10 protein-coding genes are annotated in these 15,474 nt (G+C 62.8%); 2 read left to right on the top strand and 8 right to left on the bottom strand.

Going from position 1 to position 15,474, the window contains the following annotated elements; translation table 11 throughout:
• Positions 1 to 56 precede the first annotated feature (56 nt).
• The 3 genes from HZF03_RS18870 to HZF03_RS18860 form a co-directional block, all read right to left on the bottom strand.
• Positions 57 to 719 (bottom strand): hypothetical protein, encoded by a 663-nt coding sequence (locus HZF03_RS18870; protein ID WP_119018014.1) that lies wholly within the window; start codon positions 717 to 719, stop codon positions 57 to 59.
• Positions 716 to 3,844 carry an N-6 DNA methylase gene (locus HZF03_RS18865; protein WP_119018013.1) on the bottom strand — a complete coding sequence of 1,043 codons (3,129 nt, stop codon included), beginning with the start codon at positions 3,842 to 3,844 and terminating at the stop codon, positions 716 to 718. Before HZF03_RS18865 ends, HZF03_RS18870 begins: the two co-directional genes overlap by 4 nt.
• Positions 3,845 to 4,072: 228 nt before the next feature.
• Positions 4,073 to 5,698, bottom strand: coding sequence for a GMC family oxidoreductase (locus HZF03_RS18860; RefSeq protein WP_119018012.1), 1,626 nt, complete (start codon positions 5,696 to 5,698; stop codon positions 4,073 to 4,075).
• Positions 5,699 to 5,822: 124 nt separating this feature from the next.
• Here HZF03_RS18860 and HZF03_RS18855 point away from each other — a divergent pair, with 124 nt between their 5' ends.
• Complete coding sequence (locus HZF03_RS18855) at positions 5,823 to 6,995, top strand: M20 aminoacylase family protein (RefSeq protein WP_011159267.1); 1,173 nt, start codon at positions 5,823 to 5,825, stop codon at positions 6,993 to 6,995.
• A gap of 130 nt (positions 6,996 to 7,125) precedes the next feature.
• Here HZF03_RS18855 and HZF03_RS18850 read toward each other — a convergent pair whose 3' ends face one another.
• Both HZF03_RS18850 and HZF03_RS18845 read right to left on the bottom strand, forming a co-directional pair.
• Positions 7,126 to 9,138, bottom strand: coding sequence for a carbohydrate porin (locus HZF03_RS18850; RefSeq protein ID WP_119018011.1), 2,013 nt, complete (start codon positions 9,136 to 9,138; stop codon positions 7,126 to 7,128).
• Between the two features lie 188 nt (positions 9,139 to 9,326).
• A complete protein-coding gene (locus HZF03_RS18845) occupies positions 9,327 to 10,373 on the bottom strand; it encodes a transporter (RefSeq protein WP_119018010.1) in 1,047 nt (348 codons plus the stop codon).
• 244 nt (positions 10,374 to 10,617) lie between these two features.
• Here HZF03_RS18845 and HZF03_RS18840 point away from each other — a divergent pair, with 244 nt between their 5' ends.
• Positions 10,618 to 11,118, top strand: a complete 501-nt coding sequence (locus HZF03_RS18840) for a YciE/YciF ferroxidase family protein (RefSeq protein WP_011159264.1) — start codon at positions 10,618 to 10,620, stop codon at positions 11,116 to 11,118.
• Between the two features lie 124 nt (positions 11,119 to 11,242).
• Here HZF03_RS18840 and HZF03_RS18835 read toward each other — a convergent pair whose 3' ends face one another.
• From HZF03_RS18835 to HZF03_RS18825, 3 genes are all read right to left on the bottom strand, one after another.
• Positions 11,243 to 12,472 carry an ABC transporter substrate-binding protein gene (locus tag HZF03_RS18835; protein ID WP_012497121.1) on the bottom strand — a complete coding sequence of 410 codons (1,230 nt, stop codon included), beginning with the start codon at positions 12,470 to 12,472 and terminating at the stop codon, positions 11,243 to 11,245.
• Positions 12,473 to 12,819: 347 nt separating this feature from the next.
• Positions 12,820 to 14,052 carry an ABC transporter substrate-binding protein gene (locus HZF03_RS18830; protein ID WP_119018009.1) on the bottom strand — a complete coding sequence of 411 codons (1,233 nt, stop codon included), beginning with the start codon at positions 14,050 to 14,052 and terminating at the stop codon, positions 12,820 to 12,822.
• Positions 14,053 to 14,232: 180 nt separating this feature from the next.
• The gene (locus HZF03_RS18825) at positions 14,233 to 15,468 is read right to left on the bottom strand and encodes an ABC transporter substrate-binding protein (protein WP_119018008.1); all 1,236 of its coding nucleotides are present in this window, start codon (positions 15,466 to 15,468) and stop codon (positions 14,233 to 14,235) included.
• Between the last annotated feature and the right edge of the window lie 6 nt (positions 15,469 to 15,474).

Genomic DNA, 15,474 nt, shown 5'->3' with positions numbered 1-15,474 from the left:
TTAGATAGTAGCCGCCAAGTTGTGCTCAGGGTCGACTTCTGCTCCAATGGCTCCTTTTACTCCGGTAGTTTAACGAAAAGGTGTGCCAGTTTAAATGGGGTGACGTGCGGCGCGCTCCTTTGGTGGGCTGAATCGAACGCTGCGATTTTCGGCAGAAGTTCTGAATCTTTTTTGACGCCCGTGCATCGAAGGTCAGTGCAGTCTTTCTCTAATTCAACCAATAGCAGGGTGGGATCTTTGGCTGCAGATTTGCGAAGCAATGCAAACATCGCACCCGCAGTTGCCGAACCGCTGTAACGACCGATAACGAAGCGCATCACGCCGTCCAGCAAATATTTCTCACGGCGTTGCGATTTCCCGTCCAGTATCTTGAACTCGATGATAAATCCCGAGACACCGTAGAGGCGCCATTCGATATCAGTGCGTGCAATGCACTTGGGCAACCCAGTCGCCTTGTCGAGAACGTACTCCGACAACTCGCCATAGAAATCGCCTGCAAAGGGTTGTTCACCCGCATCCTGTCGTTCGCGTAAACTTGCTGCCAGGGCTTGTGTCAATTGCGGTTCGGTACGTTTTCGCAGCGGCAGCTCCGAGTTTTTGTAAAGCTCGGCATAGGCGAGCCAAGTCTCGTGTACGTAAGCGAGCAAGGCCGAAACCGGAGGATCGCCGAACAGGTCGACGAAGGGACTATCGGCGGTCAGGCCCTTGACGTCGCTCATACTGAACTCTTCGTCCGTCGAATGGCATTTATTTCCCCTGCCAATTTGCTGGCGTCTTCGATTGCGGCGCGTTCAAGCCAGAACCGAGTAACGAGTGGTTTAACGACCGTAATGCGATCACCCTTGACCACGATGACGTCCGGCACAGTCAGCATTTGCTCGGAACTGCCGTCCATAGCGGTTGCGACTATGTTGAGAAGTTCGGCAACCACGCGATCGTCCTCCAAGCGGTTGGCTATGGCTTTACGCGGCTTGGATTCCGAGATCGTGACAATGACGCCCCCGAGAGGAATGCTGCGCGCTGTCCATGCAACTGCGCTCAACTCACCCTTCCCTCCAGTTGCGTTGCGCCATTCAGTTAGAACTTGCACTAGTCGCTTACAGTAACGCTCGATCTGGTCCCGCTCCGGGGGGCGCCGCATAGATTTCACAAGCATCTCATAGCTGAGACTGCCAGGTTGTAGAGATTGCCCAGCGTAGGTTGCCAGTTCTTGAACCAACACACGCTCTTCCGGTCGTAGTGCAAAATAGTCGAAGACAAGCTCCTCGAATTCCGCCTTGCGTGCGGCGTATTTCGCCGGTCGAGTTAGCGGCTCAGCACTCTCGATTGTTTTAAAGAGGCGATCAACTTTCTTCAGAATGGCCTTGGCTTTTTTTGGCTGCGGATGCCCTGCCGCCGGCCAATAAGGCCAGCTCAGCAACTCGTTGACGTGCAGCTTTGGACGTTCGGCCGCAACCGAAGGACTTAGCAGGAGCGAGAGCCACGTTCCCATCGACGAGCGCATATACGCCGTCAAAAAACGAGCCTCAAGCCTACCATTTTCGTTGTCAGGTGCCGATAAGACACCGACCGAGTGTTGAAAGCTGAACGGGTCTTCTGCGAAGACTGCCTTTACCCCATTCTCGGGATGGGTCCCGTCTGGCCAGATAACACGGGCGCCTTTGAAATTGCGTCGCAGCTCATCCGGTTCTCGCGCGATACGCTCGTAGGGAAATCGTTCCAAACAGAGTTTATCGACGATGGGCAGATCACCGGGGATTCGCTCTGCCTTGAGAAATTTGTGAGTCAGCAGCCATCGTGACGGAATCACAGATCGCAGATGCCGTGGGATACGCCGATCATTGTCGACCCGGTGGAAGCCCTTACCTTTCTCCCAGCCAAAACGCGAGCGCAGATCGTTGACCGAGCCGTGTTGCCAGAGACGTTCGAGCAATGCCAGGTCCTGCAGGGTGCCCCAATATCGAAGGCGTAGATGCGGCGTCTCATCAATCAATGCCGGGGCGCGCAAGATCGTTCGATCGGCGCCATGAAGCGTGAGGCGGCCGAAGGCAAGTGCGATGTCGGTTTTAGGTGTCCAGTATTCAAACTGCTCAGCCGATAGGTCGTCGACGGCTTCGGCGCGCCGCGTGGCAATCATCACAACAAATGGGTGGTCAGCATCGACGAAAATGAGCCGCCGCATATCGGCAAAATTCGTGATGCGGTCGATCTTGTAACGCGAAAGTAGGTTTGCTCGGAAGCGCCGCGTGCTCGGCTCTGCCGAAATAAAGAGACCTATCGGCAAAATCATCGCCACGCGGCCGTGCGCAGTCAATGAGTCTGCCGCTGCGAGCGCGAACGCTGCCGCGATTTGGCGCTTAGGCCAGTGTACGGTATTTGGTTGACGCTCGGCCCAGGCTTCAACGACAGTGGTTTCCGGGGCTCCCGGCGGCATCTCTCGCCACGGAGGGTTGGAGAGAAACACCGTGTACTGCTCGCGGTTGATCGATTCGCTATCTTGACTGAAGAAATTACCTTGGCCGTGGCTTCGGATATTTTTCTTGAGCGATGGCAGTTTGTGTCCACCCTTGCGTAGTAGCTCAAGGTCGCGTGGCGCGAGGTCGGACAGCAGCGCTAAATAGAGGCTGAAAGCGGTCAATCGGCGTGCGTCTTCATCAATATCGCTGCCGAAGATATTGCCGAGCAAAAGGCGGCAACGCGCTGCGAAGTCATGGTTGTTGTTGTTTTTTGCATGGGCGGCGGCTCGCTGCGCACGCATCAGCCGTCGAAATGCCGCAGTGAGAAGCATTCCCGAACCGCAGGCCCCATCGAAGATGCGCTGCTCCAGTGGATCGAGTCCGGCGAGCGCCTGTTCGACGACCCAATCCGACAGCAGCCGTGGCGTATAATAGGCTCCCTGTTTCCGCTTCGCGGTTACGCTTTCGCCAGCTTCCGCCTCGGTCTCTGCCTTCTGTCCGAGGAAGGTTTCGTAGATGCCGGCAATCAATTCGATTGGAATCTGCGCGAAATTATAGCGCCAAAAGGCAGTCTGACCGGACCGTAGTACGGTGCGACGCAGGAAGTGGTGAAGTTCCTCGAACGCACGTGGCGGCAAGCCGCGCCAAGTCGCCTCATGGCGGCCGTCGGTCGCAAGGAAGTCTCCGTTGAAGTCCTTCTGAAGCTGACCAAAAAGCCGCTCGAGGCCAATCGCGTTATAGTTTCCCAGAAGCTCGATCAAGCTTGATACGTTACGGCTCGCGCGATACGCGTCCGTAATGATCTCTCGATCTTCGAGGTAGGCCACGAAGATGACGGAAGCGGTTAGTTCACGTGCGATATTGGCGGCGATGGTGCCAGATAGCCGTTCCACCAACACTCGCACATTATCGAGCAAGGTTTTGTCCACCCGCTTATGTGGATCAAACCAGGTGGCCCGATTCTTTAGGATTTCTCCGCTCAACAATCCCTGGAAGGAGAACTCAGTGAGCGCTATGCCGGACCCATCTGAAAGTCGCTCGCACGGGGCCTGTGGATCGTCGACGGACCACGCATCGACATAGTCGTCTGCTACCACCAGAACGATGCGAGCCAGATTTTGATTCCAGAGCCGCTCGCAAAATCGACGAATCTGGTCCGCTTTCGCTCTCTCGTCGCCTTTAAGTTGTTCGGCATCAACCAAACAAACGGTAGGCACTCGATCAATGCAAAGGACGGCCGAAGCGCCAACATCGCTACCGGGGTCGAACATCCCCACCACCTCGGTAGCAAAAGGATGATCCGCAGGAACTTGGTCGGCGTCGGCTAACAGTGCACCTGGCACGTCGCCATATCCCAAGTCTCTGGTCCAACGTTCAATTGTGGTCATGGGGCGCCCCCTCGATCCCCGGCGTTGCGTTGCCAAATTCGGGAGCAAAATCCATTTCTAGTCTGGAAAACGAATCAACGACGCGGGCACTGTAGACCTTCTCAAGCATCGCGCACTCATCCATTGAGGTCAATGTGCCGCTCTATTACGGGGCAATCGCTTGCAATTGGTGTTATCCCTCAATGTGCCGTTTCCAGGCGGCGACTGCGGATGACGTATTTTTTGCGCTTACAACTGCTTCCCATCCTCCAAAATCATCGTCGCGCCCTTCTCGGCGATCATCGCGGTGGGGGTGTTGGTGTTGCCGGAGGTGATCGTCGGCATGATCGAGGCGTCGACGATGCGCAGGCCATCGAGGCCGTGGAAGCGCAGGCGTTCGTCGACCACCGCGAGCGGATCGTCGGCGCGGCCCATCTTGGCGGTGCCGACGGGATGGAAGATCGTGGTGCCGATATCGCCGGCAGCTTTGGCGAGCGAGGCGTCGTCGTCGCCGACCGACGGGCCGGGCAGATACTCCTCCGGGTGATACGTCGCCAGCGCCTGCTGCTTCATCAACCGCCGCGTCACGCGGATCGCATCGGCCGCGACGCGGCAGTCTTCGGCGGTCGACAGATAGTGCGGCGCGATCGACGGCGCGGCGTCGAGTGCGGTGGATTTCAGCTTGATTTCGCCGCGTGAGGTCGGCCGCAGGTTGCAGGCGCTGACGGTGATCGCCGGGAAGCGATGCAGCGGATCGCCGAACTTGTCGAGCGACAGCGGCTGCACGTGGAACTGGATGTTGGCGCGCTCCTGATGCGGATCGGAGCGGGTGAAGATGCCGAGCTGCGACGGCGCCATGGTGAGCGGCCCGCGCCGGCGCAGCGCGTAGTCCAGCCCCATCCAGGCGCGGCGCGGCAGCGAGTGATAGATCTCGTTCAACGTGCGGCCGCCGCTGACCTTGTAGATCGCGCGTTGCTGCAGATGGTCCTGCAGGTTGCGGCCGACGCCCGGGCGATCGAGCACCGGCTCGATGCCGAGCGGCTTCAGCCATTCGGCCGGGCCGATGCCGGAGCGATGCAGCACCTGGATCGAGCCGATCGCGCCGGCGCACAGCACCACCTCGCGGCGGGCGCGGGCTTCGATCGGCACGCCATTCTGCAGGAAGCGGACGCCGACCGCGCGGCCGTTCTCGACCAGCACGCGGTCGACCACGACATTGGTTTCGAGCCGCAGGTTGGAGCGATGCAGCGCAGGCTTGAGAAAGCCGCGCGCCGACGACCAGCGCCGGCCGCGCTTCTGGTTGACGTGGAAATAGCCGACGCCCTCGTTGTCGCCGGTGTTGAAGTCGGCGCTGCGCGGGATTCCCATCTCGCAGGCGGCGTTCGCCACCGCATCGAGGATCGGCCACGACAGCCGCGCCGCCTCGATCCGCCAGCCGCCGCCGGCGCCGTGATGCTCGCTGTCGCCGAGGAAGTGGTCTTCGAGCCGGCGGAACACCTTGCGGACATCGTCCCAGCCCCAGCCGGCGAGGCCGAGCTGCCGCCAATGGTCGTAATCGGCGGCCTGGCCGCGCATCGAGATCATCGCGTTGATCGCCGAGGAGCCGCCGATCACCTTGCCGCGCGGATAGGCCAATGACCGACCATTCAGTCCGGGCTCGGGCTCGGTCTTGAACATCCAGTCGGAGCGCGGATTGCCGATAGCGAACAGATAGCCGACCGGAATGTGAAACCAGATCCAGTTGTCGCGGCCGCCGGCTTCGAGCAGCAGCACCTTCCGGCTCGGATCGGCGGATAGGCGGTTGGCAACGATACAACCTGCGGTGCCCGCGCCCACCACGATGGTGTCGAATTCGCCTTCGATTCGTGCCGTCATCGAGTCCGCCCGTATATTTTGTCGTTGCGCAGAGGCTTAGCGCCGCGGGCCGGCGCTGTACAGTTGCCGGAGCGGGACGGGGCGGTTAGCCTGCTGGCTTCGAGAACTGGAGCCGCATCGCCTCATGCCCGTGATCAACCGCGTCGCCGATCTGCAGCCCGACATCGCGGCCTGGCGCCGCACGCTGCATCAGCAGCCGGAGCTGATGTACGACGTCGAAGGCACCGCGGCGTTCGTCGCCGAACGGTTGCGCGAATTCGGCTGCGACGAGGTCGTCACCGGGCTCGGCCGCACCGGCGTGGTCGGGGTGATCCGTGGCGCTCGGCCGGCCGGCACCGGCGATCTCAAGGCGATCGGGCTGCGCGCCGACATGGACGCGCTGCCGATCGTCGAGGCAACCGGATTGCCTTATGCCTCCAAGGTGCCCGGCAAGATGCACGCCTGCGGCCACGACGGCCACACTGCGATGCTGCTCGGAGCCGCGCGCTATCTCGCCGAGACGCGCAACTTCGTCGGCGATGCGGTGATGATCTTTCAGCCGGCCGAGGAGGGCGGTGCCGGCGCCGCGGCGATGATCGACGACGGCCTGATGGAGCGGTTCGGCATCGAGCAGGTGTACGGCATGCACAACGGTCCCGGCATTCCGGTCGGCGCGTTCGCGATCAGCCCGGGACCGGTGATGGCGGCGACCGATGCGATCGATATCCGCATCGAAGGCCATGGCGGCCACGCCGCGCGGCCGCATCTGTGCGTCGATCCGGTGCTGGCGGGCGCGCAACTGATCACCGCGCTGCAGGGCATCGTGTCGCGCAACGTCGATCCGTTCGAAGCCGCGGTGGTGTCGATGTGCGAATTCCACGCCGGCAACGCCCGCAACGTGATTCCGCAATACGCCGAGCTGAAGGGCACGGTGCGGACCATGACCGCCGAGGTACGCGACATGGTCGAGCAGCGGGTGCGGGATGTCGTCGCCGGCGTCGCGCAGCTGACCGGCACAAGGATCGAGCTCACCTACGAGCGCGGCTATCCGGTGCTGGTCAACCACATGGCGGAGACCGACGTGGCGATCCAGGTCGCGCGCGACGTCGCCGGCGAGGCCAATGTGGTGCCGCTGCCGCCGCTGATGGGCGCCGAGGATTTTGCCTACATGCTGGAGAAGCGGCCGGGCGCGTTCGTGTTCATCGGCAACGGCGACAGCGCCGGGCTGCATCACCCGGCCTACGACTTCAACGACGAGGCGATCGTGTACGGTACCTCGTACTGGGTGCGGCTGGTGGAGACCCAGCTGGCGGCGTGACGCTAAGCGTCGCCTCGAACTTCGTCATGCTCGACCCTGTGCCAGCATCCAGGTCTTTGCGGACATAACCGTAACGAAAGACGTGGATGGCCGGGACGAGCCCGGCCATGACGGCATCTCATCACTGCAGCTAAAACTGCGTGCGCAGTCGCGTGGCGATCAGGTGGACCGGGCCGCGGTCGCGGTTGAAGGCCGGGTTGGCGACGAACTGGTAGTCCGCGGTCAGCCGCCACGAATACACCGGCAGGCTGTAATAGGCTTCGAACACCTTCTCGTCGCCGGGGTTGGGCAGGCGGCCATCGCCGATGATCGCCGTCAGGCCGCCGGCGTCGAGATAGGCGATCCGCGACGCCGAGATGTGGTTGAGCAGGCCGCCGATGCCGACGGTGTCGTCGGCACGGCCCCACATCCGCCCCGACAGCGACAGGCCCGCCGACACCGTGCGGTCGGAATCGGTGAAGGCGTTGGTCTCGAGGTTCGGGCTGCTGAAGCCGGCGCGCGCGAACATGCCGATGTCGGCGGTGAGCTGCTGCTCCAGGCTGGCGGATAGGCCGGTCTTGGAGGTGTAGCGCCGCACGTCGGCGATGTTCGGCGTCGCGCCGGTCGCCTGCGCGGCGCGGACCGCATCGGTGAAGTTGCCGAGCCGGGCGCGGTTCAGGAAGCCGGTGACCAGTACCTTGCCGGCCAGGCCCCACAGTTCGTGGCGGTGTTCGAGTTCGCCGACCAGCTGGAACTGTCCGAAGCTGGAATCGAGATCGGTGCTGTTCGGCGTCTGCGGCAGGTCGAACACGCCGCCGCGCACCGTCCAGGCGCCGGTGTACCACTCGACCGCGGTGCCGTAGGTGAACGCCCAGGCGTCGGCCGCGTAGTCGAAGGTCAGCGCGTCGGCGAGGCCCCAGTTGAGGAAGTCGACGCGCGGGTCGTGGGCGTATTTGTTGACGTCGAAGATGTCGCCGACCGAGAACTTGCCGGCGGTGATGACGATGCGCTCGGCGGATTGCTTGCCGGCGAACTGGTTGGGCCCGCCCTGCACGGTTTCGACCGCACCGCCGAGATCGAGCGTCTGGCGGACGAAATAGCGCGGCACCCGCGCATACGGATAGTTGGCGCCGACCTTGTAGGACTCCGCGCTCGGGAACGACGCGATGCCGAAGGTGCCGCTGAGGCCGAAGCCCTGATTGATTTCCGGATTGACCCAGAACTCGGCGCCGTCCCACAGTTTGGCGCCGATGTAGAGCGTGGCGTCGAAGGTCTCGCGCGCCTGGTTCGGGGCGAGGCTGTTGGCGCCGCTATACGGCGAGCGGAATCCGGGCGCGTATTGCCAGGTGAAGGTGCTCTGGCCGTGCACCGCGAAGCGCTCCAGCTCCAGTGCGTCGATGCCTTTGGTGAACACGTCGGACTTGGTCAGGTCGTCGCCGAGCCGATAGTTCAGGCCGAGCCGGACCGCGTGTGTCAGCACGTCGGACGACACGCTCTGGCCGGCGATCGGAAAGCTGACAGTGCCGGAACCGAACCCGGTCGCCAGATATTCGGCGCGCGCGCTCCAGGCCGGCGATAGCGGCACGTCCACGCCAGCGCCGGCGGCCCAGCCGAGCCGCCACAACAGTGCGGTCTCCTGCTGCGCGAGCGAGGGATCCGGCGGCCAGCGCAGCCGGTCGTAGCTCCAGGCGAAGCCGGCGGTGACGTAGGGTAGCCAGCCGTCGAACGCGTAGCCGACCCGGCCGCGCACGGTGCCGCCGAGCAGCGCCTGATGATCATGGCCGCCGACCGTGCCGGACGGCAGCGTGTTGCCGGTGTTACCGCCGAGGGTGTTCGGTGAATTGAGGTCGGCCTCGATGCCGATCAGCCAGCGCGACGGCAGCATCCAGTTGTAGCCGGCCTGCAAGCCGATCACGTAGCTGCCAGTGCCTTTGAATAGCTGAAACGCATCGAACAGATCGATCGAGCCGCTGCCGCCGGCCGGGGTGGAGCTCCAGTTCGAGTGACCTGCGACCGCGCTGAAATGCGCGCCGATATAGAACCCGCTCCAGTCGAACACCGCGCGCGGCGCCTCCGGCGCCTTGCGCGCGAGATCGGCCGCACCGGCGGGCGCGGCGCAGATCGTGGCGGCAGCGAGGATCGGAAAAAGGAGAGTGTTTCGCACGCGCTGGATCGTCCTGGTATTCGATGCTGCGTCCCGTATCACAGCGATCGGCGGGGCGCGGCCACCGATCGGCCACGCCCACAGATTTCACAATGGCGTAGCCGCCGGGCCACAACGGGCACCGCGGCAGGCCGGTGGGGTGCCGCGACGGGCGGCTGGGGTCGGAACGGCGGGCACACGGGATTGGGCTACCTGATGAGGCCGAAACGCTTCATCACCACATAGGCGACGATCGACGACAGCAGCATGATCACCAGCGCCCAGCCGAAGCCGCCGCCATCCTCGGAGAACGGCAGGCCGTGCAGGTTCATGCCGAACATGCCGGTGACCAGGGTCGGCGGCAGCAGCAACGCGGTCAGCACCGACAGCACCCGCAGGCTATTGTTGCCCTGTTCCTCGATCTGCAGGTGCAGCTCTTCCTGCAGTAGCCGGCTGCGCTCGCGCATCTCCACCACCGAATGGTCGAGCCCGTCGAGCCGCTGCGCCAGCTTGCCGGCACAGGGACGCAGCGACGGCGCCAGCTCGGTGCCGTCGCGGTTAAACCGGTGCAGCAGCACCCGCAGTCCCGACAGATGCCGGTGCAGCCGCACGCAACTCCGGCGTAGTCGGCCGAGGCCCTGGCGCAGTTCGTCCGTATCGTCGGTGAGCAGCTTTTCCTCGAGCCGGTCGAGCGCCTGCACCATGTCGTCGGCGATCGCTTCGATCGCCTCGGCAACGTTGTGGACGATCAGGTCGAACAGGCCGGCACAGCTCTCGACCCGTTGGCCGTTTTCCAGCGCCCGCCGGGCGGCGTCGACCGCGCCGAGCGGCTGGTGGCGGCCAGTGATCACCAGATGCTCGGTCATCACGAACCGCAGCAACCCGATATCCTCGGTGATTTCGTCGATGTCGCGGCCGAGGTCGGCGATCGCGCCGTATACGCAGCCATCCAGGCTGTGGATCTGCTGATAGACGTCGGCGGCCTGCAGCAGCGTCTTGGCAGGCGGCGGCAACGCGGTGCCGCCGATCCACTGCAGCGCGCGGGTGTCGGTGAGATCGAGGTGCAGCCAGGTCCAGCCGTCATGCGGTTCGAGCGGAAAGCCGCCGTCCGGTCCGCTTTGCGCCGCGCCGTCGGGGCCGATTCTGAATGACCAGATCAGGCCAGGCACCGTCGGCTGCGCGGACGCGCCGGCGGCGGCTTCCTCCTCGGGAACGCTGAAGCGGACATCACCCGCGAGTGGCAATACGGTCGGCATCACGGCCCGATCACACCAGACGCAGCATGGCCCTGCAGCGGACCGGAGCCGCGGCGACGGTGGAGGTGGGGCTGATGTCGCCGATCATTCTCGTCACCCTCTACGAACGAATGACGATTTTGCCTCGATGATTTGACGGTGGGATGACAGTGCTACGCGAGCGATTGTCAGGAACATTCGTCGGAAGGTCGCGTTGGGCGGTTGCACTGTCAGCGCCACACCATTCACCTCCGGAGATCACAGCATGGTTGCCACCAAAGACAAGGACCTCAACGACCTGTTCCTCGACACCTTGAAGGACATCTATTTCGCCGAGAAGCAGATCCTGAAGGCGTTGCCGAAGATGGCGAAGGCCGCAACCTCCGACAAACTGCGCGCCGCGTTCGAGAAGCATCGTGACGAAACCGAAGGCCAGATCGAGAGGCTGGAGCAGGTGTTCGAACTGCTCGAGAAGCCGGCCCGCGGCAAGACCTGCGACGCCATCCTCGGCATCATCGACGAGGGCAAGGAGATCATGGACGAGTACAAGGGCACCGAGGCGCTCGATGCCGGCCTGCTCGCCGCGGCCCAGGCGGTCGAACACTACGAGATCTCTCGCTACGGCACCCTGAAGCAGTGGGCGACCCAGCTCGGCATGAAGGACGCTGCCAAGCTGATCGACCAGACGCTGCAGCAGGAAAAGACCACCGATCAGACCCTGACCAAGCTCGCCGAGAGCTCGATCAACGTTGCAGCCGCGGCCTGATCGCCGGGCTGACTTCAGAAACGAGCAGACTTCAAAAATATCGGCGGATCGAAACGACGAAGCCCCGGGCGTGACGCCCGGGGCTTCTGCTTGTTGTTGAGTGCTGTGGTTCGGGTCGTGCCGATCAGCCGCCGACGTCGGCGCTGATGACGTCGCCAAACAGCTCCCACTTCTCGCCCTTGAACCGCATCAGCTGCAGCTGGCTGACCGGGGCGAAGTCGGTGGCCGAGGTGTTGATCTTGATGCCCGGCAGCAGCACTTCGGTGCGATAGTCCTTCAGGCTGGCGGCCTGCTTCATGACGTTCTCGCGGGTCAGGTTGTCGCCGCAGGCCTTCAGCACTTCGACCAGCGTCTGCGCCACGCCGTAGCCGACGATGGTGCCGCCGTCGAGCTTGTTGCCTTCCGGGAACTCCTTGTCCATGAAGGCGAGGAACTGCTTCATGCCGGCGTCGTCCTTCCACTGGTCGTCAGAGACGTCCTTCAGATAGGCCGCAGAGATCACGCCCTGGGCGTTCTCATAGCCGGCCGGCTTGATCACGCTGCCGACCGAGGCCGAGACGTTGTTGAGGAAGTGGGTCGGCTTCCAGCCGACTTCGGCCAGCTTCTTGATCGCCTGGGCGGCGAATTTCGGCGTGGTGATGTTGATGAAGACGTCGGCGCCGGTCGACTTCAGCTTGACGATGTGGTTGTCGATCGTTGGCTCCGAGACCTCATAGCTTTCCTTCATCACGATCATCGACTGGCCCTTGGCGCCGAGACCGTCTTCGAAGCCTTTCAGATAGTCCTTGCCGTAGTCGTCGTTCTGATACAGCACGGCGATCTTGGCGTTCGGCATCTCCTTCAGGATATATTTGGCGTAGATCTGGGTTTCGCTCTGGTAATTGGGCTGCCAGCCCATCGTCCACGGATAGTTCTTCGGGTCGTTCCATTTGCTGGCGCCGGTGGCGACGAACAGCTGCGGCACCTTCTTGCTGTTCATGTATTTGTGGATCGCCGAATTCGGCGGCGTGCCGAGCGAATTGAAGATCAGGAGCACCTCGTCGCTCTCGACCAGCTTGCGCGCCTGCTCCACGGTCTTCGGCGGCGAATAGGCGTCGTCGTAGCTGATGAAGTTGATCTTGCGCCCGTTGATGCCGCCCTTGTCGTTGATCATCTTGAAATAGGCGGCCTCGGTGCGGCCGATCACGCCATAGGCGGAAGCGGGGCCGCTGTAGGGCATGATGTTGCCGATTCGTATTTCGGTATCGCTTGCGCCCGGATCGTACTTCTTTTGCGCGAGCGCGCCGTTCGAGGCTGCGAAACTGACGAGAACTGCCGCGGAAAGCGCAGCCGCGTGCGAACGGAGTGAAGGCATTTCTGACTCCCTTTTCTTGGATGTGTGATTGTTGTGTCGGGTGCGGGCTCTTGGTGGCCCTTCGACGAACATTCAACACCTTCCCGAATGGGCCAGCAAGTATCGTCGATAGCTATGACGTCGCACTCAGTATTGTTGCGATGCGAAGTAACCGAAAGCGAACTAATTAGGTCAGTAGAACTACCAGATTTCTCGATCTGGTTCGGCGTTGGTGCGCTGCACCCGCTCGCGCGGGTTGTGCGGGGCGGCTGGTCCGCCGTGGCCGGCTTGGCTTCGGCGCAAAGAAAATCCCCCGGCAATCGCTTGCCGGGGGAGGGGTGAGAATCGGGTCGCGGTGGGGGACGCGATCAGTTCGTCGGTGCGTCCGCCGAGATGATGTCGCCGAACAGTTCCCACTTGTCGCCCTTGAACCGCATCATCTGCAGTTGGCTGATCGGGGCGAAGTCGGTCGGCGAGGTGTTGATCTTGACGCCCGGTAGCAGGGTGTCCGGCTCGAAGTCCTTCAGGCTGGCGGCCTGCTTCATCAGGTTTTCGCGGGTCAGGTTATCGCCGCACATTTCCAGCACCTTGTGCAGCGTCTGGGCGGCGCCGTAGCCGTAAACCAGATTGCCGTCGGCCTTGTTGGCGCCCGGCATGTATTTGTCGACGAAGGCGTGCCACTTCTTGAACCTCGGATCGTTGTCCCACTGCGGGTCGGTCGGATCCTTGGCGTAGTTGGCCGACAACACGCCCTGGGCGTTGTCGAAGCCGGCGGGCTGCATCACGCTGCCGACCGAGGCCGACACGTTGGTGAGGATCTGCAACGGCTTCCAGCCGATCTCGGCGGTCTTGCGGATGGTCTGCGCGCCGAACTTCGGCGTGGTGTAGATCAGCAGTACGTCGGGATTGAGCGACTTTAGCTTGACGATGTGGCTGTCGATGGTCGGTTCGGAGATTTCATAGGCTTCCTCGGCGATGATCATCGAGGCGCCTTTCTCGCCGAAGCCGTCCTTGGTGCCCTTCAGGTAGTCTTTGCCGAAGTCGTCGTTCTGATAAAGGATCGCCACCTTGGCGTTCGGCTTTTCCTTCATGATGTATTTGACGTAGATCTGCGCCTCGCTCTGGTAAGACGGCTGCCAGCCGATCGTCCACGGGAACGCCTTCGGATCGTTCCACTTGCTGGCGCCGGTGGCGACGAACAGTTGCGGCACCTTCTTGGCGTTGAGGTACTTCTGAATCGCGGTGTTGGACGGGGTGCCGAGCGGGTTGAACACCGCAAGCACTTCATCGCCCTCGACCAGCTTGCGCACCTGCTCGACCGCCTTCGGTGGCGAGTAGGCGTCGTCGTAGCTGATGAAGTTGATCTTGCGGCCGTTGATGCCGCCCTGTTCGTTGACCATCCGGAAATAGGCTTCCTCGGTCTTGCCGATGGTGCCGTAGGCCGATGCCGGGCCCGAATAGGGGATGATGTTGCCGATTTTGATCTCGGTGTCGGTGACGCCGGTGTCGTATTTCTTCTGGGCGAAAGTGGTGCCGCTAAACGCGGCGAAAACGGCGACCGCTGTCGAAACAGCGAGCGCGCCCGAACGGAAGGTGGGCATCGATAGGCTCCTTGGGATTTTCGATTCTTCTTGTGTGGACGTCGAGGTCCGGAGCCGATTGAACACGGTTCTCGCGAGTGCAGCAACCAAAAGCGGGATTACAACCGCACTGCAGCAGGCCGCCAAATGCCGCAGGGCGATAAATTGGAGGCGGCGTGGGAGGGGCGGCGGTGGCGCGGCTTAGTTGCGCAGCTCGCCGCCGATCACCGGGCCGAACAATTCCCAATGATCGCCGGAGAACCGCATCATCCGAAGCTGCTCTATCGGATGGAAGTCGTCCGCCGCGGTGTTCACCGTGATGCCCGGCAGCAGCGTGTCGGGCGCGTAGCCCTGGAGGCTGGCGGCCTGCTTCATGATGTTGGCGCGGCTGAGATCGTCGCCGGCGCGGCGCAGCACTTCGACCAGACACTGCGCGGCGCCGTAGCCGTACACCACCGAATTGTCGCCGCGATCGACGTCCGGCGCGTAGGCGTCGAGAAACGCGTGGAACCGCTTCATGCCGGGATCGTCGCGCCACTGTGGATCGGCGGCGTCCTTGTTGTAGGCCGCCGACACCAGTCCCTGCGCGGCGTCGAGCCCGGCGGGCCGCAGCACCGCGGCGATCGAGGCCGATACCAGCGCCTGCACATACAGCGGATGCCAGTCCAGCGTGGCGGCGGCGCGGATGCTCTGGGCGGCGAATTTGGGCGTCGTAATGGATACGAACACGTCGGCGCCTGAGGCCTTCATCCGCGCCACGTGGTTGTCGACCGAGGGCTCGGTGACCTCGTAGCTCTCCTCCAGGGCAATCATCGCGGCGGCCCGATCACCGAGCCCGTCTTTGAGGCCCTTGAGCAGGTCGCGGCCGAGGTCGTCGTTCTGGTACAGCACCGCGATTCGTGCGGCCGGTTTGGTCGCCAGGATGTACTTGGCATAGACTCGGCCTTCGGTCTGGTACGGCGGCTGCCAGCCCATCGTCCACGGAAACGCCTTGGGATCGCCGAACCGGGTTGCCCCGGTGGCCGCGAACAATTGCGGCACCTGCTTCAGGTTCAGATACTTCTGGATCGCGGCGTTGGACGGCGTGCCCATCGCGCTGAACACCAACAGCACCTCGTCGCGCTCGACCAGCTTGCGCACCTGCTCGACCGCCTTGGCGGGATTGTAGCCGTCATCATACGAGATGAACTCGATCTGCCGGCCATTGATGCCGCCCTGATCGTTGATCATCTTGAAATAGGCCTGCTCGATCCGGCCGACGATCGAATAGGCCGACGCCGGTCCCGAATACGGCATCAGATTGCCGATGCGGATCGTGCCGCCGCCGGGGCCGGGAGCAGGGCTCTCGGCGCGGGCCGGCGAGGCGAGGGCGAGGACGGCGGCTGACAGTACCAGCAACGCGCGTCGGCGCGCACGGCAAAAGCTCAAGGACGACATGGCTCG

This window comes from Rhodopseudomonas palustris, from assembly GCF_013415845.1.
Classification (GTDB): Bacteria; Pseudomonadota; Alphaproteobacteria; order Rhizobiales; family Xanthobacteraceae; genus Rhodopseudomonas; species Rhodopseudomonas palustris_F.
This window is presented reverse-complemented; position numbering and strand designations above follow the sequence as displayed.